General features: G+C 36.0%; 27 protein-coding genes. 12 read left to right on the forward strand and 15 right to left on the reverse strand.

Going from position 1 to position 17,466, the window contains the following annotated elements; genetic code table 11:
* Positions 1-64: 64 nt before the first annotated feature.
* The gene (locus ACFX4N_RS13275; RefSeq protein WP_057273783.1) at positions 65-1,234 is read left to right on the forward strand and encodes an MFS transporter; all 1,170 of its coding nucleotides are present in this window, start codon (positions 65-67) and stop codon (positions 1,232-1,234) included.
* 131 nt (positions 1,235-1,365) lie between these two features.
* On the forward strand, positions 1,366-2,073 hold the full coding sequence (locus tag ACFX4N_RS13280) for an SDR family oxidoreductase (RefSeq protein ID WP_057273784.1): 708 nt from the start codon (positions 1,366-1,368) through the stop codon (positions 2,071-2,073).
* Positions 2,074-2,186: 113 nt separating this feature from the next.
* Here ACFX4N_RS13280 and ACFX4N_RS13285 read toward each other — a convergent pair whose 3' ends face one another.
* From ACFX4N_RS13285 to ACFX4N_RS13295, 3 genes are all read right to left on the reverse strand, one after another.
* Entirely contained in the window at positions 2,187-2,597 is a 411-nt protein-coding gene (locus ACFX4N_RS13285; RefSeq protein WP_029323553.1) for a cupin domain-containing protein, read from the reverse strand.
* 64 nt (positions 2,598-2,661) lie between these two features.
* Positions 2,662-3,525, reverse strand: coding sequence for an aldo/keto reductase (locus ACFX4N_RS13290; protein ID WP_057273785.1), 864 nt, complete (start codon positions 3,523-3,525; stop codon positions 2,662-2,664).
* A gap of 117 nt (positions 3,526-3,642) precedes the next feature.
* A complete protein-coding gene (locus tag ACFX4N_RS13295; protein WP_057273786.1) occupies positions 3,643-4,398 on the reverse strand; it encodes a carboxymuconolactone decarboxylase family protein in 756 nt (251 codons plus the stop codon).
* A gap of 209 nt (positions 4,399-4,607) precedes the next feature.
* Here ACFX4N_RS13295 and ACFX4N_RS13300 point away from each other — a divergent pair, with 209 nt between their 5' ends.
* Positions 4,608-5,156: a TetR/AcrR family transcriptional regulator gene (locus ACFX4N_RS13300; RefSeq protein WP_057273787.1), complete on the forward strand. Its 549-nt coding sequence runs from the start codon at positions 4,608-4,610 to the stop codon at positions 5,154-5,156.
* Between the two features lie 119 nt (positions 5,157-5,275).
* Entirely contained in the window at positions 5,276-5,443 is a 168-nt protein-coding gene (locus tag ACFX4N_RS13305) for a hypothetical protein (RefSeq protein ID WP_156622794.1), read from the forward strand.
* 176 nt (positions 5,444-5,619) lie between these two features.
* Here ACFX4N_RS13305 and ACFX4N_RS13310 read toward each other — a convergent pair whose 3' ends face one another.
* The 8 genes from ACFX4N_RS13310 to ACFX4N_RS13345 all read right to left on the reverse strand — a co-directional run bounded on the left by ACFX4N_RS13310 (position 5,620) and on the right by ACFX4N_RS13345 (position 9,475).
* A complete protein-coding gene (locus ACFX4N_RS13310; RefSeq protein WP_057273788.1) occupies positions 5,620-6,090 on the reverse strand; it encodes a DinB family protein in 471 nt (156 codons plus the stop codon).
* 302 nt (positions 6,091-6,392) lie between these two features.
* Positions 6,393-6,545 carry a YjcZ family sporulation protein gene (locus ACFX4N_RS13315; protein WP_013058439.1) on the reverse strand — a complete coding sequence of 51 codons (153 nt, stop codon included), beginning with the start codon at positions 6,543-6,545 and terminating at the stop codon, positions 6,393-6,395.
* Positions 6,546-6,831: 286 nt separating this feature from the next.
* Complete coding sequence (locus tag ACFX4N_RS13320) at positions 6,832-6,939, reverse strand: YjcZ family sporulation protein (protein ID WP_016766356.1); 108 nt, start codon at positions 6,937-6,939, stop codon at positions 6,832-6,834.
* Positions 6,940-7,140: 201 nt separating this feature from the next.
* Complete coding sequence (locus tag ACFX4N_RS13325; protein WP_057273789.1) at positions 7,141-7,479, reverse strand: CotD family spore coat protein; 339 nt, start codon at positions 7,477-7,479, stop codon at positions 7,141-7,143.
* Positions 7,480-7,661: 182 nt separating this feature from the next.
* Positions 7,662-7,850 carry a hypothetical protein gene (locus ACFX4N_RS13330; protein WP_013058440.1) on the reverse strand — a complete coding sequence of 63 codons (189 nt, stop codon included), beginning with the start codon at positions 7,848-7,850 and terminating at the stop codon, positions 7,662-7,664.
* Between the two features lie 137 nt (positions 7,851-7,987).
* Positions 7,988-8,731, reverse strand: coding sequence for an HAD family hydrolase (locus ACFX4N_RS13335; RefSeq protein WP_057273790.1), 744 nt, complete (start codon positions 8,729-8,731; stop codon positions 7,988-7,990).
* Between the two features lie 223 nt (positions 8,732-8,954).
* Complete coding sequence (locus tag ACFX4N_RS13340) at positions 8,955-9,137, reverse strand: hypothetical protein (RefSeq protein ID WP_013058442.1); 183 nt, start codon at positions 9,135-9,137, stop codon at positions 8,955-8,957.
* A gap of 131 nt (positions 9,138-9,268) precedes the next feature.
* Positions 9,269-9,475: a hypothetical protein gene (locus ACFX4N_RS13345; RefSeq protein WP_013058443.1), complete on the reverse strand. Its 207-nt coding sequence runs from the start codon at positions 9,473-9,475 to the stop codon at positions 9,269-9,271.
* Between the two features lie 186 nt (positions 9,476-9,661).
* Here ACFX4N_RS13345 and ACFX4N_RS13350 point away from each other — a divergent pair, with 186 nt between their 5' ends.
* The 4 genes from ACFX4N_RS13350 (at position 9,662) to ACFX4N_RS13365 (ending at position 10,844) form a co-directional block, all read left to right on the forward strand.
* Positions 9,662-9,826 carry a hypothetical protein gene (locus ACFX4N_RS13350; protein WP_013058444.1) on the forward strand — a complete coding sequence of 55 codons (165 nt, stop codon included), beginning with the start codon at positions 9,662-9,664 and terminating at the stop codon, positions 9,824-9,826.
* A 57-nt stretch (positions 9,827-9,883) separates the two neighbouring features.
* Positions 9,884-10,075 carry a hypothetical protein gene (locus tag ACFX4N_RS13355; protein WP_057273791.1) on the forward strand — a complete coding sequence of 64 codons (192 nt, stop codon included), beginning with the start codon at positions 9,884-9,886 and terminating at the stop codon, positions 10,073-10,075.
* A gap of 314 nt (positions 10,076-10,389) precedes the next feature.
* Positions 10,390-10,602, forward strand: a complete 213-nt coding sequence (locus tag ACFX4N_RS13360) for an alpha/beta-type small acid-soluble spore protein (RefSeq protein WP_377261566.1) — start codon at positions 10,390-10,392, stop codon at positions 10,600-10,602.
* 83 nt (positions 10,603-10,685) lie between these two features.
* Positions 10,686-10,844 (forward strand): hypothetical protein, encoded by a 159-nt coding sequence (locus ACFX4N_RS13365; protein WP_013058447.1) that lies wholly within the window; start codon positions 10,686-10,688, stop codon positions 10,842-10,844.
* Between the two features lie 220 nt (positions 10,845-11,064).
* Here ACFX4N_RS13365 and ACFX4N_RS13370 read toward each other — a convergent pair whose 3' ends face one another.
* The 4 genes from ACFX4N_RS13370 to ACFX4N_RS13385 all read right to left on the reverse strand — a co-directional run bounded on the left by ACFX4N_RS13370 (position 11,065) and on the right by ACFX4N_RS13385 (position 13,950).
* Entirely contained in the window at positions 11,065-11,697 is a 633-nt protein-coding gene (locus tag ACFX4N_RS13370) for an esterase/lipase family protein (protein WP_377261569.1), read from the reverse strand.
* A gap of 421 nt (positions 11,698-12,118) precedes the next feature.
* Positions 12,119-13,114, reverse strand: a complete 996-nt coding sequence (locus ACFX4N_RS13375) for a DUF3231 family protein (protein WP_235567334.1) — start codon at positions 13,112-13,114, stop codon at positions 12,119-12,121.
* Positions 13,115-13,281: 167 nt separating this feature from the next.
* Entirely contained in the window at positions 13,282-13,668 is a 387-nt protein-coding gene (locus ACFX4N_RS13380) for a hypothetical protein (protein ID WP_057273793.1), read from the reverse strand.
* Between the two features lie 18 nt (positions 13,669-13,686).
* Entirely contained in the window at positions 13,687-13,950 is a 264-nt protein-coding gene (locus tag ACFX4N_RS13385) for a DUF1292 domain-containing protein (protein WP_013058451.1), read from the reverse strand.
* Positions 13,951-14,546: 596 nt separating this feature from the next.
* On the opposite strand from ACFX4N_RS13385, the gene ACFX4N_RS13390 reads away from it, so the two are divergent.
* The 4 genes from ACFX4N_RS13390 (at position 14,547) to ACFX4N_RS13405 (ending at position 17,413) form a co-directional block, all read left to right on the forward strand.
* Positions 14,547-14,756 carry an alpha/beta-type small acid-soluble spore protein gene (locus ACFX4N_RS13390; protein ID WP_013058452.1) on the forward strand — a complete coding sequence of 70 codons (210 nt, stop codon included), beginning with the start codon at positions 14,547-14,549 and terminating at the stop codon, positions 14,754-14,756.
* Between the two features lie 331 nt (positions 14,757-15,087).
* Positions 15,088-15,600: a DUF3231 family protein gene (locus ACFX4N_RS13395; protein WP_013058453.1), complete on the forward strand. Its 513-nt coding sequence runs from the start codon at positions 15,088-15,090 to the stop codon at positions 15,598-15,600.
* A 549-nt stretch (positions 15,601-16,149) separates the two neighbouring features.
* Positions 16,150-16,938: a hypothetical protein gene (locus ACFX4N_RS13400; RefSeq protein WP_055990542.1), complete on the forward strand. Its 789-nt coding sequence runs from the start codon at positions 16,150-16,152 to the stop codon at positions 16,936-16,938.
* Between the two features lie 4 nt (positions 16,939-16,942).
* The gene (locus tag ACFX4N_RS13405) at positions 16,943-17,413 is read left to right on the forward strand and encodes a hypothetical protein (RefSeq protein ID WP_013058455.1); all 471 of its coding nucleotides are present in this window, start codon (positions 16,943-16,945) and stop codon (positions 17,411-17,413) included.
* Positions 17,414-17,466 lie beyond the last annotated feature (53 nt).

The raw sequence follows: 17,466 nt of genomic DNA on the forward strand, positions 1-17,466 counted from the left end.
TTTAACCACCCCACTTTACAGCAACTAGAACACAACATTTTTTAGAAAGAGGGATCTTTATTTTATGTCTAAACAAAATAAGCTACTTATATTTGTCTTAACCTTAGGAGCTTTCGGGATTATAAATACCGAAATGGGGGTTATAGGGATACTGCCCTACATTGCGGATCACTTTCATATCAGTGTATCAAAGGCCGGATGGCTGGTGAGTCTCTTTGCGCTTACTGTATCAATATCTGGTCCAACGATGCCGTTACTCTTTTCAGGAGTCAACCGTAAGAAAGCAATGTTACTTGTACTTGGTATTTTCGTTTTAGGTAACATTATCTCTATATTCACCACTAACTTTGCTATTGCCATAATTGCGCGTGTGATTCCAGCTATCTTTCATCCAATTTATTTTTCAGCAGCTTTTACAATGGCAGCGAACTCAGTCAGCAAGGAAGACGCTCCAAAAGCTGTTTCCAAAGTCTTTATTGGCGTATCTGCAGGCATGGTACTTGGTGTACCAATCGCAAGTTTTCTTGCAAGCACAGTTTCGTTTCAACTATCAATGACGTTTTTTGCTGTTATTAATGCTATTGTATTTATTGCTACGTGGGCATTCTTCCCTTCTATGCCTGTTACAGAAAGACTTTCATACGGAGCGCAGCTAAGCGTATTAAAAAAACCTATTACTTGGCTTTCTATTATTGCCGTCCTTTTACTGAATTCAGCAGTATTTGGGGTTTACAGTTATCTTGCTGAGTATCTTAAAAGCGTTACGAACATCTCTGGACAATTAATTAGTTTCATGTTGATTCTATTCGGTGGGGCAAATATTCTCGGAAATATTATCGCAGGGAAGTTACTTACGAAAAATGCCATTAAAACTGTAGTCGTTTTCCCTTTCGCATTGGGAGTCGTTTACATCATTTTATTCTTCATCGGACAGTTTACTTGGCCTATGGCTATCATGACTTTAGTTTGGGGAATATTCGCTGGTATAGGAACGAATATTAATCAATATTGGATTTCCTCCGCAGCTCCAGAAGCTCCTGATTTCGCAAACGGACTATTTTTAGCGTCCGTTAACTTAGGAACAACGATTGGTACAGCTGTGGGTGGACTATTTATATCAGGAATGGGTACACAATATGTTGTACTAGTGGGGATCTTGTCATTAATATTGAGTGTACTATTCATTTTACCAAGAAGCTACATGCAGCGTCCTGTAAGGCAACTTTCAAAATAAGACATCAGCGCAACTTTCTTTCGGGATCCCTAGCAGGTTCCCTTTGTTTTCTTTTATTACATCTATGAAAAGCAGAAATCTGTTCTAATCAATGCTTACAGCATTAATATATAAAAAATGGAGGACTTGAAATGGATAACCACACTAAAGTGGCACTTGTCACCGGCGGAAATCGCGGTATTGGATATGAACTAGTGAGACAATTGGCGATGGAAGGTTTTAAGGTCATTTTGACGAGCCGTAATTCAGAAACCGGACATAAAGCCGTGCAAAAACTTAAAGACTCTCATCTTGATGTTTCATTTTTGACAATGGATATAAATAATCAAACAAGTATCGGTCAAGCTGCGGCTACAGTAAGTGAACAATATGGAAGATTGGATGTGCTAATTAATAACGCGGGCATCTATTTAGATGAAAATCAAAAGTTAGTAGATATGGAGCCTTCTGTTCTAGAGAAAACGCTCGAAACGAATTTCTTCGGTGCCTACCATGTAATCCGTTCCTTTATCCCCCTTATGGAACAGCAAGCCTACGGAAGAATTATTAATGTTTCCTCAGAATATGGAGCCATGAGTGAAATGTCATCTCCAGGAGTAGGCGCTTATAAGTTATCTAAGCTTATTCTAAATGGCTTAACGCAATTAATAGCTGCAGAAAGCACCAATGATATCAAAATTAACGCGGTCGATCCAGGATGGGTAAGCTCAGATATGGGTGGACCATCAGCTCCAAGAACTCCAGAGCAAGCTGCTCGTTCTATCCTTTGGTTAGCAACGATTGGAACTGAAGGACCTTCCGGAGGCTTTTTTAAAGATGAAAAACAAATCGATTGGTGAATGTTTAGAGCTTTAAGTACCTCCCCTATGATATTTTGAATTTATAATAAAAAACCTACGGATTATTACCAATAATCCGTAGATTTTTTTGTTTCTAGCATATATGCAATCTATTATTTTATGTTGTTATATTCCTCATCCGTTACTGGTTCTAACCATTCCGGCGTACCTGCAGTGATGGCAATGTGTTCAAACCAGCTGTCTTTTGCAGCACCATGCCAATGTTTTACACCATCATGTGTAACAACAACATCTCCAGCTTTTAAGAATTGTGCAGGTTTTCCTTCTTCTTGGTACCAGCCTTCGCCACCTGTTACTAATAAAAGCTGAAATCCATCACGATGAATATGCCAGTTATTGCGGCATCCAGGTTCAAAGGTCACATTTCCAACTCCGACATTCACTTTGGGATCGGCGATTAATGTTTGAAGATAGCTTTGTCCAACAAAAAATTGTGCATACGCTTCGTTTTTTTCTCCTACTGGGAAAATAACGCCATTTTTTACTTCTTCATGTTTTGCCATTTTGATTCCTCCAATAATATCATTCATAGTTGTATGTCTTGGCTCATTCATTGCTATTACATGTTTACTTCAACTTCCCACCAAATACCGGGAAGTAGCTATGCTCACCATAATCCTGAATAGGTTCGACATTTTTCAAAATTTCCATATCTGCATCACTAATCACAAAATCAAGCTCTGCATTGATTCTCATATGATCTGGGTTTGCGGTCTTAGGAATTACTGCAAGACCAAGCTGAATATCATAGCGTAGGCAAAGCTGCGCGACAGATACCCCATATTTATCAGCTATTACCTTAACTTCTTTATTATCAAGAACTGCACCGTGTGCAATTGGCGAATATGCTTCTACCAAGATGTCATTCTTCTGACAAAACTCAATTAAATCTAAAGGCGTGTTGCTCACATGTACTAATACCTGATTGACCATAGGCTTGATTTCACAGCTTGAAAGAATATTCTCTATATCATCCTGAAGGAAATTAGAAAGACCGATTGCCTTTACCTTTCCTGCTTTATAAGCGTCCTCCATTGCTTTCCATGCCTCTTTGTTTTCTTCGAAATAGCGATTTTCTTCTCTAAACTCCGTCCAAGGCTGTGGACTGTGGATAATGAGAAGATCAATGTAATCCAGCCCCATCTTTGTTAAAGACTCATCAATGGACTCCGTAACTTCCTCATAAGTCTTTGCTTCTGCTGCAACCTTTGTTGTAATGAAAAGTTCTTCTCTTTCAACACCGCTAGAACGGATTCCTTCGCCTATACCAGCTTCATTCATATAAGCTTGAGCCGTATCAATGTGACGGTACCCATTAGAGACCGCATCACGCACTGCCTGCGCTGCCTGTTCATCATCAAGCAGCCAAGTACCAAGGCCTAATAGCGGCATTTCTACACTGTTTGATAATTTATACGTTTCGTTAAACATGTTTTTTATCTCCTTTGAATTGTTCTATTTTTGTAGTAACTTGTCCTATATACTTTGGTTTCCCATTTCTTATCAGGGAAATCTTCACATAAAACAGAGATTCTTTACTTTCTTCTCTTAGTTTTCAGGGCTAATTTCATTAATACAAGCTAATGTATTTAGTGTTCTTGGAAAGCCCATATATGGAAGACAGTGAGTGATTGCATCAATCAATTGTTCCTTGGCATTTCCCACATTCAGATTCCCTTGTACATGTGCCTTCACTTGACCTTCAGCACCACCTAACGCACTTACAATACAGAGAGTTAATAGCTCTCTTGTTTGCAAATCAAGTCCGCTGCGGGTGTAAAAATCTCCGAAACAAAAAGCCGAAAGATATTCCTGTATATGCGTTTGATTCGATGGAGCATTCTTCTGCATTTTTTTAATAACATCCCCGAAAATCTCTACTTGAGTAGCCAGCCCTTTTTGAGAGCGATTCTGTTCATTTACCGTCTTTTGACTCTCTATCGGTAAAACAATTTCCTTTGCTTTGAAAACCTCGTTAACTTTATCGATGGCATTTAACGTTTTTGGAAATCCAATGTATGGTGCACACTGGTAAACAGCTTCTTTAATTTCTACAGGTGTTAGACCAACACTCAGCGCTGCGCTAACATGTGCTGTTAGTTGAGGCAACGTCTGGTTAGTAGCCAGAACTACCAATGTAATTAGCTCGCGCTCCTTGTCATCTAGCTCACCTTGATAAAAAACTTCTCCAAAAATAAAATGGCTTAGAATGTCCTGAAAATCCGGATCGGTAACATGTGTAGCTGGAACACCATCGCCAAACAGCTGCTTGTATTTTTCTATACTCCTGTCAATGCGGTTCACAAACATTCCTCCTATTGAAGTTCATTTTTCTATAGTTTTAAAAGTATCTACCTGTCTGCTGAAAATCAATATTGATTGATTAATCAACATCTGTCTATAATTATAAAAGCAAATAAGATCCTTTCAATCGCTAATTAAAGGCGATTCGTTGATTACTCAACAAATGAAGAGATATTGTTGAATATCTTTAAAAAAAGTGAGGTTTTAAAGTGGCTAAAGTCGATAGAAGAATACTCAAAAGCCAAGAGGCTATAAAAAAAGCAGTTACTGAGTTAATGACCCAAAAACGATTTGATGACATTACCATTCAGGACATTGCTGACAAAGCAAACGTTAACCGAGGCACAATTTATCTTCACTACATGGATAAATACGATTTACTAGATAAGATGATTGAAGAGCATATGAACAATCTCGAGGAACTATGCCATTCGGCTGCTGATATGACGTTTCAAGAAGGAAATTATATTTGGTTTGAATACTTTGAGCGCCACCACCTGTTCTTTTCCACCATGTTAGAAAGTAAAGGCGCACATTATTTCCGCAGCCGTTTTCTCGAGTTAGTCATCCAAGAGTATAGTCCTGAAGTTGATATAACTAAAGGTGAAAACGAAGGGTTAAATAAAGAAGTTGTTGTTCAATTCTTTGCCTCAGCTGTTGTAGGGACAGTAGAATGGTGGTTTAAAAATGGCATGCACGTTCCAACCGATGTCATAGCTGAGCAAACTGGCATATTGTTAGATCGGAATTTAGAATAATTTATTGCGTTTTTAAAAGCAATTAAATAACCTGGACTCTACAGAGGATCCAGGTTATTTATAAATAGTACTAAAGCACGGAGAATAAGCGTCGAAACATATTTTGATTAATCTAATGAATGAAAGACGCAGAAAAGCTATTAAACGAAAATGAAGTAGCTTTCCCCCCAGCTCCGCCTGAACGTTTAGAAGCAGGTTTGGATGATATTCTATGCAGAGCACGTTTTCAAGATCCAGAAGTCGCAGCGGCTATCTCCATGGAGATAGCTGCTGGTATAGTTTTATAGCTAATTAATTGGCTCGTCTATTCGGAAAGATATTGCAGCGATGTTTGGTAAAATTGACATGCAAAAAGCACAGATTACAAACAATGAGCTTTCTATAAATACAAAAAATATTTCTTAGCAAATAGGGACATTACGATAACTAACTTTATCTATGATATACATATTATTTAATTGATTTAATCCCATATTCTAGGTCGATCAACCTCCATGATTCTCAAATACTGTAAGAGTTGTCCAGCGTGTACGGATTCATGATAGCCTATCCGCATCAACATATCCCCTAAAGAACGAATATAACCAACATCTGAACGGTCTATTTGAATGTTAGTTAAATCTTCTTCAGAAAAAGTAGTAATCATGTCTAAAAATTGTTGGTGGTATGATGCTGCAAACTCCAATTCATCCTTTATAGATTGTAATGGTCTTTTTTCAAAAGGAGAATCAAATTCCTTTAAGCTGCCCAAATTTTTGATAGCTAGATGATAATAGTATTCTGACTCCAAGACATGACGAACCATTTCTACGCATGTCATAGCTTCTTTATCTGGCTTCCAATCGAGTTTATCATCAGGAATTGCTTGCCAAACCTTTATACTTCTTCTTCTAATCTCTTTTATATTTAATACTATTGTGTCTGTTCCATTCATTTCCATCCCTCCTCTTATCATTATTTTACATGATTTCTCCAAAACAAAGAGGTGAATTTTCAACTAAACTTATTTCAAATATTCATGGTTCTTATGCTGAGTATAATAACTTTCATACTTTAGGAATCGTATATTCAATTCTTTTATGTAAAAAACTCCATAAACGCTTAGTAACAAGCTGTAAACCATTGGTTAACGCAGCAGATGTGAGTACTAATCACTATACATGTCCCCATTTAACAAATAAAAAAAGCTAGCATAAAGCTAACTTTTTTAAGTTAGAGATAAAGGCAGGCTAATAATTAGCAACCGCCAAATCCTCCCCAACAAGCACAGCCAATAATGATTAATAAGATAAACAGCACGATAATTAAAGCAAAACCACTGCCACCGCCGTAACCGCAGCCGCCGCCATAACCATAGCCACAACCTCCGCCATAACCGCCAAAGAACATAAACTTCACCTCCTTCTCGTTCATACATTTAGCATATGATGAAAAACGAAATTTGCTCCACGAAGTGGATAGACTACGTTTTATATCACTATAAATAAAAAATAATAACCTTTTAGTTTCTTTTACATACAATGAAGCATCCTCAGATCCCATATATGAGTTTTACTCCCTCTGCAATAGATTGTTTGAATTCCGCCCAATCAGTTCTATTGCGTATAAAAGCAACCCCGCACAACCTAGAATAAAAAAGTCTTTCTCAAATTAGAGAAAGACTTTTTTATTGTTATTAATAGCCAAATCCGCGGCCGTAACAGCTGCATCCAATAATGACAAGAAGAATAAACAGGACAACTAATAAAGCAAAACCAGAACCAGCTCCACCATAACTAGACATACAAACACCTCTTTTCGTTGTATTTAACTAAAGGAAAAAACTTTAAATATACATGGGTTAAGGTATTATATGTAGACATAGCTCATATCGATTGGATTTTGGCCTAAAATAGGCTACTTTGTTTAGCGACAGCTAAATAACATCATAAATTTCACATAGTAAAAATCCTTCATTGTTAAAATGAAGGGGCTTTTTTGGCTATTAGCACCAAGGCCGAGTTCTAGGAGGACAGCTTGGAGCACAAAAATGTTGATGCGTTTCCTGATATACAACGGATTCTGTATGCGGGAATGAGCGCATATATTTATAATTTTTTTGATAAACATTTGTGGTATGGCTAGGATGCACCACTGGAACAAACACATCTTGACCAGTAAAAGATGTGTTTTGTTTAACTGGGTCATACTGAGCAGGCATGGTTTGAGGAGGCAATTGACCACAAGGTTTAGATTGAGGATAACCGCAGTTACCTTGCTGAGGATACATAGCCCCTTGATAATCACCGTAATTAGAGTGCTGATAAGGATAGTTGTTTCTCATATTAAAAATCTTCTCCTTGCTGTTAGTAGACTCCTATTACTGTATCTGAAACAACCATAGAATGTTTTGGGAAATACCTAAAAAAGACCCTAATTATTTAAGGTCTTCTTTACTAAGAGAAAAAGAAATGTGTATCCTTAGTTAGCTATGATATTAAGAAATAGAAGGTTTTTTTATGTCCATTATTCCTCAAGATTCACATCCATCGCTGCGTTATCAATATTATTTAAAATGGTTTTGTTTTTATCGTCTAATTCATTGCGTAAAAGTGAATTACGCGTCGCTTCGTATAAATCGTAACTTCTTTCATCAACTGGAGAATTATGATCTTCACATATCATTTTTTCTGATTCTTTGGATTGATCTGCCATATCAGTCACCTCCTTTGTATATTATGTGAGTTGATTAAGAAAAACATAAGAACTTTATCTGCTTATTGTTGAGTAAGGTTTAGATTTATATCAACGGTTAGCTGCTTCTGTGCATTGTGTTTACATATGACCTAGTATTAGGTGGACACAACCGTTTCTTGAGCATGCTTTTGGATGATTTCTGGAACTTCCAGCAATGAATTAACGGTTATCAATTTACCTTTTGGCGCAATATCAATTTTAACTTGGTTGTAGCTCCATTCCAGTTCAGAAGGTACGTGAATCGCATGTATTCCAACTTCTACTGCCGGTCTTATATCGGTTTTTAATGAATTGCCAATCATCCAAGTCTTTTTTGGATCGTACTTAATTTGGTTTAGTATTTCTTTTAATGCAGGTGTATCTTTTTGTTCAGAAATGAACACTCTTTTTTCAAAGTATTTAGCTAGCTCTAGCTGAACAATTTTTCTACCTTGATTTTCCTCGTCTCCACCTGTGTGTAAATAGAGATTATGTCCTTGTTCTTTAAGCTTATCTAATACTTCATACATATTTGGCAAAGGCTCTATCGGTACTTCAAATACACTTTGACCAATTTTCTTGACTCTTTCGACTCTATCTTCATGGATATCTTGATGATTTTGTTCACTAAAAAATAAATAAGTAGCTACTAATGATTCTGGAAAACGAGAAGAGTGAAGGCCATACTTTTCTATACTTTTTAAATCTATCTCTAACTGCTTTTGTTTTATTTCTTCCTTAGTCAGATTCTCAAACCATTCCTGCAATTGAGCCACAAAAGCATTTATGGTGTCTCTAAAATATTTATTACAGTGAACAAGCGTATCGTCTAAATTAAAAATTAAGGTTTGCTTCTGCATTTCGTTAAATCCTTTCTACAATCGATGTACAGACAGTATATATGAAAAAACACTAACCACTTTTATTACCTATCCACACCTAAAACCAAGATGAAATCTCCAATACGTTAGGAATGAGCAGTTGATTTACTATACTGAAATGAGAATATTTAGTGGAAAGATCCTTCTAGCATATAAAATAGAAGGATCTTTTTATAAGATAAAAAGCAGCAGGATATTCCTGCTAATAAATATAACGTTCAAAATGTTCTCTATTCATATTTGTTTTGAACGTAGAGGTACTCAGTCCTGAACGATTTATTAGCGGTTGGCTGCCTTCGTCTTCTTTAGGTATATTCATTTCAAGACCTTGTATAGTGAAAGGATCATACATATACGTTGTTCGTTCAGTTTCTGTATGCGACATTAACTTCACCTCTATTAATAGTCCTCATTTTTTAAACCATGTTAACTCGTTTACAGCAGGTTCTCTAATGAAAATATCTACGTTTCGTAGGTCTTTTCGCTAAAAAGATCCGCCGTTTTCTACTTTTTTTATTAAGTTGTAATTTCTTGTGGCTCTTCACCTTCAAGGTCAGTAAAGAAATTTTCTAAGGTTTCCCTCGGGTCAAGGGCACGCCCATCTTCTTCGACAATACGGTTAAGCGTAGGATCATTATTGCTATCTTTATTTTTATAGTTGTTATAATCAACTCTTTCTGCAATTCCTGAATTATCAACGCCTTTAAAGTCTTTCTTTGGCATAAAAACACCTCCTAGCCATATTGTTTGAAAATTTGAAGATAAAATAAGTGGAAGGTTAAGTTATATTTTTATTTCCCGAGAATTAAATAGATACTTGTTGCTAAGAGACATGTACAACATGCTTAATTATTTTACGAAATGGGGAAACTAAAACGTCAAAATTTAATTTACTGAGGAGGAATATAAGTGGAAAGAAATCCAAGCACAAGACAGTTTCAGGATGATTTTAAGCAGTATCAAATGCCAGAGTCAGTAAAGCAACAAAAATCAGGAACTTATCGAGTCGGATTTGAATCAAACACTGGAATTGAAAAAGTACAGAATCAGCAAGAAGGAAGAGAAAATAAATAAGTTTGGGCATTTTATACTTTTACATGACGAGGAGGGCGTCTCATGGATCAATAAAAAATGTTAGCAAATGAATTAAGTAACATGCTTACAGAAAATAAGCTGCCGATTACAATTGAAGAAGATATCCATGAAATTTGCAGAGGTTTACAATCAGGTGAAATCAGCGTGAATGATTTGAAAGAAAAAGACCCTTTAGTTGTAAATGCAGTTCAAGAAGCAATGGATAGAATAACTAAACACAATTCTTAAAATAGCTATAAAAAGCAATCATTTTTATTAAGCCAAAGACTAACTCTTTACAGAGTTAGTCCTTTGTCATTCAAATAGTATACCCATGAACGTGAAAAAAGAATGACAAACGAGTTGTCATTCTCTCTCCTACACATGGCAAGCGTTTAGTTTTTAGTCACAAGGAAATGAAACATCTAATCCCACTTTTTACAGTGTCGGTTGTTTCTAAAAATTAGTATGTCATCCTAACAAAGAAATATACATCCATTATTTACCACGAATACATTTCTTCCACAATAGGAAACTTAAGAAAAACAAGGAGGTGACACAACATGGCAAACAACAACAACAGCAGCAACAACAATGAATTATTAGTATACGGTGCTGAACAAGCAATCGATCAAATGAAATATGAAATCGCTAGCGAATTTGGTGTAAACCTTGGCGCTGATACAACTGCACGTGCAAACGGATCAGTAGGTGGCGAAATCACAAAACGTCTTGTACAAATGGCTGAGCAACAACTTGGCGGCGGACGTTTCTAAGACAACTTTATAATTGATGGCTGAAGGAAGAATGGGTCCCCATTCTTCCTTTTTGTACGAATAAAAAAGGAAGGAGAGAGTATATGCAGCAACATCAATTAGCTAAAGAAAAGGCGGGTTTTACTGAGAAACCAGCAGCTTCTGCAACAAATGCACAAAAAGTAAAACAAGAAATCCAAAGAGACGTAAGTGAAGGACAAGGTGCAATGACTTCTCGAGAAGCAGGCGCAATGCGCGATTGAAAATCAATTTGAGCGGTTTTTAATCCTTGATTCTTTGTACAAAAACTTAAAAAAGTACCTCGATTAACTAAGGTACTTTTTTAAGTTTGCTCTATTTCGACGTGGGAGCTTCTTTGACTTCGGTTGTGTTTCATCGGGTACATGCTGTTGAAAAACAAAGGCAAACAGTGTAATCCCCAATATATAAAAGTCGAGCCTGTCTTGTCCAACTGAAAAATAATTAGTTTGTATTTTGTCCCCCGCCATTCAGCCCTTCTTTTATGTACGCGTTAACCTGACTATTTGAAAGCAATCCAATATGTCCAATGCCATAAAGTTGAATATTTCTTGCTCCTTGCAGCCTAGAGAGACTATTAACAACAATTTGATCATTTATGCTGTAGATCGACGTATAAAGAATTTTTTGATTAAGATCTGTACCTGGGAGTGCTGTCGAAGAAACTAAACCATTCGCCCCTCCTAACGTCACGACATTTTCAATCTTATTCCCTCCCCCTAGATATTTAATATAGTACAGCGTGTTTGCTCCCCCCATACTATGAGCAACAATATCTACCTTCTTAGCTCCCGTCTCTTTCAACACTTGATCAATGTATCGAGCAAGCTGAGGTCCATTATTCAAATTGTTGCCTGTCTTATCTATAAAATCAATAGCATAAAGATCATTGCGATCCCACCCTTGAGCGATTAGATAGTTTTTGATAGCAATAAAGTTATAGGACGCACCGCTGATTCCATGAACAAGAATAACCGGATTGTGGTTTGCTTCGGCCTTAGCATTCGAAGGCTGAATTCCTAATGCAGATACAACCAGGGATAAAGCAAAAATTAATGCGACAAACGTTTTCTTCATTTCTTTTCTCCTCCTCAAAATGTGTAAGTAACAACCTCTATAGATTATATATAAAAATCCTAATATGGTAAACTTATACTTATAAGGTATTTAAAGTTATATTCATTTGTTATCTGTGGTATTTTTTTATAGTAGCTTATATGATAATGAACATCACCTACTTCTATTACGTTAGATCCTTTTTATAATTAAAAAAATCCCCCCGGAAATAATTTTGATAGACCGTACGAAAAATAGGCTTATAGTTTGTTTTCTTTTCTTGATTACTGTCCGTTTTATGTTAACTAAAATACTACATACAACCTAAACACAAAAGAACTACTGCTCCTGAACAGTAGCTCTTTCTCTTTATACGTAATATTTTAAAACACCTTCAGTAGCATGCTCGGAGGATGAAACATTATTTATTAAGAACGTTTTTCTAATCATCTAACCTTTTACGGTCATCTGCTTGAGGAGGCTGTTCCATCCAGTGATTATCAATCATATCTTTCCCAATACGGCTATAAATCCACAAGCTATCCAAGGCCGCCTTTTCACAGTGTGCTGAAATATCAGCTCTCATACTTGCAATGAGAGCTGCGTTATAATAAGTAACTGCTACACCAAAAAGGAAACCTGTTTGAAGAAGCATAAGCCGATCTGAAAAAGGAGAAATATTGGAATTTGTAACCTCTGTTTCGCATGATTGAGGTAGATGAAGGTTGTCTTTGGTTAATAAGGATGAAAACACATCAATGTGTTTGTTTTTTACTTGCAGGCTTTTTTCTAATAATGCTCGTACGTTTTGATTTTTTGAAACTCGTGAAAAGCCAAGGATCATCGCTTTCGCAATAAATGTTTTGTGTAAATTAAAATAAGCATGTCCACTTTCTATTGTATTTATCGGTCTCTGTTTACCGAACACATCTGTTACATAGTGGTAGTGTTTAATCATTTCCACCTTGTTCGGTGTTATGTAAGTAGGTGGTTGCTGATAAAGTTGTTTTGAAATAAGAAGATCCTTAGTTTTTTTATAAATCTCCATCGCATTAAGGTTGCACTGATAATAAAAATCAACAATGTCTGGACGTAAGGAAGTCGTAAAAGATAAACTCATTTCATTATGTCCGTGTGTGCTCATCATATAAAGGGATTTAAGACACAAAACGTCCGTAAATAGAGGAGGAGCTTCTAAGTTTACGTCTTCTTCTGTAAATCCTTTAGGAATAGGAAACTTCTCTTTCTTAAATAATGCTTTTAAAGTATCTATGTGTTTAAGTGAATAGTGAAGAGCTGTTTGAAAAAGGCTATGTATCTCAGGATCTTGGATCTTGTGAAGCATATATTTATTTACACATATAGATAATGTTTCACGGATATAGTGTGTCCATAAATTTGCCATTTCAGGAGATGTTAATCGATTCTTTTTTTGCAATTTTCTGTTCCTCCGTATCAAAGCCATTTTTTCTTAGCTTCCCCTCCTTTTAAGCTTTCATACAAGTTAGCTTTCATACTAATATTTCCTCTAAAAAAGAAAAAGCTGCTCAAATGAGCAACTTTTTAAAAACACATACTTAAGGAAAGATATTGAATAAATCAAGATTAATTATTTTTTCGTTTATATTCTGCATCAAAAGAGTTTTCACCGGCATGAACAGACAGCAAGGTATCAGCATAGCCAACTAGCCTGTTGACCAGCTCATCTGCAATTGCATAAACAAGAGGGTGGATTTCTGTTCTAAATAGTGCTGGATCATCTAAGATGACTGTAGTGTTAATAAACACATCTCTATTTCCATAAAGGTTATAATGAATCATTGCTTTTCCTGCAGCTCCACCTGTTCTTGGATCTTCATAACCTGGAAGAAATACGTACCATTCTTCTGCTGTAGCAGACCGGAAATTTTTCGTAAAGGTCATTCCGTTGATCACTTTTTCAATCTGCGTTTTTTGCTCCAAATGAGCTGCATCTACAATTTTCTTCTTCATAACGCACTCCTCATCACATTAGCGAAATTCTTCGTCAGCAGGCGTAGCCTCTACAGCGATTTGATAAGCATCTAAAATGGAGTCACGTTCCTCAGGATCGGTCAATCCAACAAGATATTGTTCACCCTTTTCATCTTCAACGCGCATCAACAGCGCTTCCCCGTTCGATTGCAGCAAAGCATAAGTCTGATTTCTCATATCAAATAAAGCCTCAACTGCATATTGTTTTTCAATACCTTTTTCATCTTCAATGGTTATAAGATCTCTTTCCCTACTGCTCACTTTTCGTTCACCTCCACTAAAAATCTTCCCGGTTACTTTACCCGTTCTTCTCTGCTTCTATAATCGTACAAAATGAAATTCAATAGCGAAGGCGAATAGGGAGTTTAGTTATGGATATATCTAAAAAAATAGTTATTTATTCGTCTATTGGAGAATGAAACTTTAAGAAATGATTAAAAAAATGTTTTTACAATATCGTGTTGTGAATGACATTCATGGCAGTACCAATTAATTTCTAAAGCATCTTCTGTGAGGGTATGTATAGTTTCTTTTCTGCACTTTTTACAGTATTCTTTTTTCTGACGTGTCTTTGACAATATAACCCCTTCCTCTCTTGCATTTTTAATTTTATGCTTCGTATAAAAATAACCATTGATACGGTACCTAAAGAGGATTGCAATAGCAATTGCAATCCTCTTCTCACATGGCAACTTTTAGATAACAAGGAAATGAAACATCTAATCCCACTTTTTACAGTGTCGGTTGTTTCTAAAAATTAGTATGTCACCCTGATCAAGAAATAAACATCCATAATTTACCGCGTATATACTTCTTGGCCCCTAGGAAACTTAAGAAAAACAAGGAGGTGACACAACATGGCAAACAACAAAAGCAGCAACAACAATGAATTATTAGTATACGGTGCTGAACAAGCAATCGATCAAATGAAATATGAAATCGCTAGCGAATTTGGTGTAAACCTTGGTGCTGATACAACTGCACGTGCAAACGGATCAGTAGGTGGCGAAATCACAAAGCGTCTTGTGCAATTAGCTGAGCAACAACTTGGCGGCGGACGCTTCTAAGACAACTTTATAATTGATGGCTGAAGGAAGAGTGGGTATCCACTCTTCCTTTTATTATGGACATTTTCTATTTATCGTCATAAGCAGAAAGCCGCATAAAGCATGACAAAACAAAAAACTGCCAAAGAAGGCAGCTCTCTGTATAACAAGGGTATTGTGACTTATGCCCTTATAGGCAGCTTGAATAGTATACGTAAAATAGTAGATTGTATTCACTGATAAAATTCTTTTTTTATATCTAGAAGAATAATGAAACATGATATGGAGACGTTAAGTGTGTGCATAGTAAGAAAGGTGGCACATTATTATGAATATGTTAAGGAGGATAACAATGGGTATTTTAAGTGGAAATCCTACAGATGAACCGATGCATTATGGTGAAGTATTTGGAACATGGTCGTTTCTTTCTGCTTCAAAAGGATTAGTAGCTGGTTATCAAACGTTTCTAAATCATGTAGGAGACAAGGATTTACATAAGTTGGTACAAGAAACGATTGAACAATGTCAGCAGGAAATGAAAGGTGTAGAAAAGCTATTAAAAGAAAATGGAGTGGCTTTACCTCCAACTCCGCCTGAACGTCCAGAAGCTTGTTTAGATGATATTCCAGTAGGTGCACGTGTTCAAGATCCCGAAGTTGCTGCGGCTATTTCACTGGATATAGCTGCTGGTCTAGTTGCTTGTAGTCAACTGATTGGCCAATCTATTCGTGAAGATATCGCAGCAATGTTTGGTCAAATTCACATGCAAAAAGTAGCTCTTGGTGGAAAGTTTTTGCGACTTAACAAAGAAAAAGGCTGGTTAGTTCCACCACCTCTTCACAAGTCAAAAAACACGGATTGTTGATAATGAAATTACTATAAAACGTGAAGATTTCACTTTAAGTGAACCATACCACATGCTACGAAACATTGCTTGGAAATCCTCATTTAAGGTGTATTTTTCTTTTTAGTACATGAGTTATTGATAACTTGAGCAAACTACTCAAGATGCAATAGAGAATTATCAACACAACATCTATATTTCAACGACTAGGAAAACTACTGCACAGGAGCAGTAGTTTTTTCCGTTTTTATGTTGTATAGAATATAAAAACATAGTGAACATAATGCTAGATCATGAACAAACGAGTCAAGACGCTATGAAGCATCTAACTACTTCTTTATTAACATAATACCAATTTTCAAAAATAACATGTAAAGAAGCTCTCTATGGAAAAATAAAGAGCTTTTTCTCGTCAACGAATTCTCCATTTTGATAAAGATTAAGTGTATATCAATGGATTGCATAAAATAAGTAAACAAGACCATATTAAATATGAATACTAGGTATAAAATTAAATATGAATGATAGGTATAAAAAGTATAATCCATTCCAAATTATGGGAGATTATATATGGATAATTATAAAAATGACAATACTGCAAGACGCTATATTGCTCATGTTAGTACCTTTGGAACGACTCAAATTCATTTAAGAAACCCCTATATTGTTGCTTGGTGGTCAGCAGCTTTTCCAGGGTTTGGGCACTTACTACTGTCTAAATACCTTCGCGGCTTTGTATTATTTATATGGGAGGTCATTATAAACCTTAAATCTCATGTGAATTTAGCCATGATTTATTCTTTTCAAGGAAACATTGATATGGCCAAAGACGTGCTTGATACAAGATGGCTTCTTATTTATATTCCCGTTTATATTTTTGCTATATGGGATAGTTACCGAACAACCGTTGATTTAAATAAAATATACGTGTTAGCTGAAAGAGAAAATCATCAGTTCAACTCCTTTAGTATAGGATCCATGGAAATAAACTATTTAGATAAACGGAATCCCATCTTATCCGTTATCTGGTCCTTGTTGATGCCAGGTCTAGGACAACTCTATATTCATCGGATCATTGGTGCTTTCTTTGTTATCATTTGGGCAGTCGTTTTCTTTTATTATTCTCATCTACTTGAGGGTATTTCTCTTCTATTTTTAGGAGAAATAAAACAGGCTACTTCCGTTTTAAATAAAGAATGGTTGTTATTTTTTCCTTCTCTATATGGTTTTGCTACCTTTGATTCCTATATGAATACCGTTGAGAATAATAAACTTGTTGAAAGAGTGCAGAAAAACTTCTTCGAGAAAATGTATCAACACCCAAGCTTTTGTATTGTGAAAGGAAAAAAGGTGGAGTGAAAATATGCAAATCTTTTCTACATTTGAATACTCCAGTTACATAGAATTAGCTATTTCCGATCTAGAAAAAAAAGGAATAAAGAAAGAGGACATATTTATCGTTCCTCTTAATAATAGAACGGAAGACCGCCGGATTTTTGATAGCCTTCATCGAGCAGATGGTGTTTCTCTTATTGATTTAGGAATGGCTCTAGCCACAGCCTTTTCAGTCATTGGTGCAAGTATTGGTTTTAAACTAAGCTGGGGACCTATTTATTGGGGGATTATTAGTGCTTTTAGCGGATTTATCTTAGGATTAGGAATTAAAATATTTATGTTTAAAGTAATCAGGAAAAATCAACGGCTTCTACGTGGCAAACATTCCGAAGTCATACTCATTGTTGATTGTCATGCTGCGGACGCCGAAGCGGTTGAACAAACTTTGTGGAAAAATCTTGCCTTAGGTGTTTCAAAAGTTAGACCTGATGGCTTATAAAAATAAGTCATCACCGTACAATATAATGGCCAGATACAGGATGAATGAATTAC

It is taken from the genome of Priestia sp. YIM B13551 (assembly GCF_042787905.1).
In the GTDB taxonomy this organism is placed as follows: domain Bacteria; phylum Bacillota; class Bacilli; order Bacillales; family Bacillaceae_H; genus Priestia.

What these genes read in the sequence shown, in the direction of transcription:
- ACFX4N_RS13275 (WP_057273783.1), top strand. Translation starts at nt 65, where the DNA reads ATGTCTAAACAAAATAAGCTACTTATATTTGTCTTAACCTTAGGAGCT.
- ACFX4N_RS13280 (WP_057273784.1), top strand. Translation starts at nt 1,366, where the DNA reads ATGGATAACCACACTAAAGTGGCACTTGTCACCGGCGGAAATCGCGGT.
- ACFX4N_RS13285 (WP_029323553.1), bottom strand. Translation starts at nt 2,597, where the DNA reads ATGGCAAAACATGAAGAAGTAAAAAATGGCGTTATTTTCCCAGTAGGA.
- ACFX4N_RS13290 (WP_057273785.1), bottom strand. Translation starts at nt 3,525, where the DNA reads ATGTTTAACGAAACGTATAAATTATCAAACAGTGTAGAAATGCCGCTA.
- ACFX4N_RS13305 (WP_156622794.1), top strand. Translation starts at nt 5,276, where the DNA reads ATGAAAGACGCAGAAAAGCTATTAAACGAAAATGAAGTAGCTTTCCCC.
- ACFX4N_RS13310 (WP_057273788.1), bottom strand. Translation starts at nt 6,090, where the DNA reads ATGAATGGAACAGACACAATAGTATTAAATATAAAAGAGATTAGAAGA.
- ACFX4N_RS13315 (WP_013058439.1), bottom strand. Translation starts at nt 6,545, where the DNA reads ATGTTCTTTGGCGGTTATGGCGGAGGTTGTGGCTATGGTTATGGCGGC.
- ACFX4N_RS13320 (WP_016766356.1), bottom strand. Translation starts at nt 6,939, where the DNA reads ATGTCTAGTTATGGTGGAGCTGGTTCTGGTTTTGCTTTATTAGTTGTC.
- ACFX4N_RS13325 (WP_057273789.1), bottom strand. Translation starts at nt 7,479, where the DNA reads ATGAGAAACAACTATCCTTATCAGCACTCTAATTACGGTGATTATCAA.
- ACFX4N_RS13330 (WP_013058440.1), bottom strand. Translation starts at nt 7,850, where the DNA reads ATGGCAGATCAATCCAAAGAATCAGAAAAAATGATATGTGAAGATCAT.
- ACFX4N_RS13335 (WP_057273790.1), bottom strand. Translation starts at nt 8,731, where the DNA reads ATGCAGAAGCAAACCTTAATTTTTAATTTAGACGATACGCTTGTTCAC.
- ACFX4N_RS13340 (WP_013058442.1), bottom strand. Translation starts at nt 9,137, where the DNA reads ATGTCGCATACAGAAACTGAACGAACAACGTATATGTATGATCCTTTC.
- ACFX4N_RS13345 (WP_013058443.1), bottom strand. Translation starts at nt 9,475, where the DNA reads ATGCCAAAGAAAGACTTTAAAGGCGTTGATAATTCAGGAATTGCAGAA.
- ACFX4N_RS13355 (WP_057273791.1), top strand. Translation starts at nt 9,884, where the DNA reads ATGTTAGCAAATGAATTAAGTAACATGCTTACAGAAAATAAGCTGCCG.
- ACFX4N_RS13360 (WP_377261566.1), top strand. Translation starts at nt 10,390, where the DNA reads ATGGCAAACAACAACAACAGCAGCAACAACAATGAATTATTAGTATAC.
- ACFX4N_RS13365 (WP_013058447.1), top strand. Translation starts at nt 10,686, where the DNA reads ATGCAGCAACATCAATTAGCTAAAGAAAAGGCGGGTTTTACTGAGAAA.
- ACFX4N_RS13370 (WP_377261569.1), bottom strand. Translation starts at nt 11,697, where the DNA reads ATGAAGAAAACGTTTGTCGCATTAATTTTTGCTTTATCCCTGGTTGTA.
- ACFX4N_RS13380 (WP_057273793.1), bottom strand. Translation starts at nt 13,668, where the DNA reads ATGAAGAAGAAAATTGTAGATGCAGCTCATTTGGAGCAAAAAACGCAG.
- ACFX4N_RS13390 (WP_013058452.1), top strand. Translation starts at nt 14,547, where the DNA reads ATGGCAAACAACAAAAGCAGCAACAACAATGAATTATTAGTATACGGT.
- ACFX4N_RS13395 (WP_013058453.1), top strand. Translation starts at nt 15,088, where the DNA reads ATGGGTATTTTAAGTGGAAATCCTACAGATGAACCGATGCATTATGGT.
- ACFX4N_RS13400 (WP_055990542.1), top strand. Translation starts at nt 16,150, where the DNA reads ATGGATAATTATAAAAATGACAATACTGCAAGACGCTATATTGCTCAT.
- ACFX4N_RS13405 (WP_013058455.1), top strand. Translation starts at nt 16,943, where the DNA reads ATGCAAATCTTTTCTACATTTGAATACTCCAGTTACATAGAATTAGCT.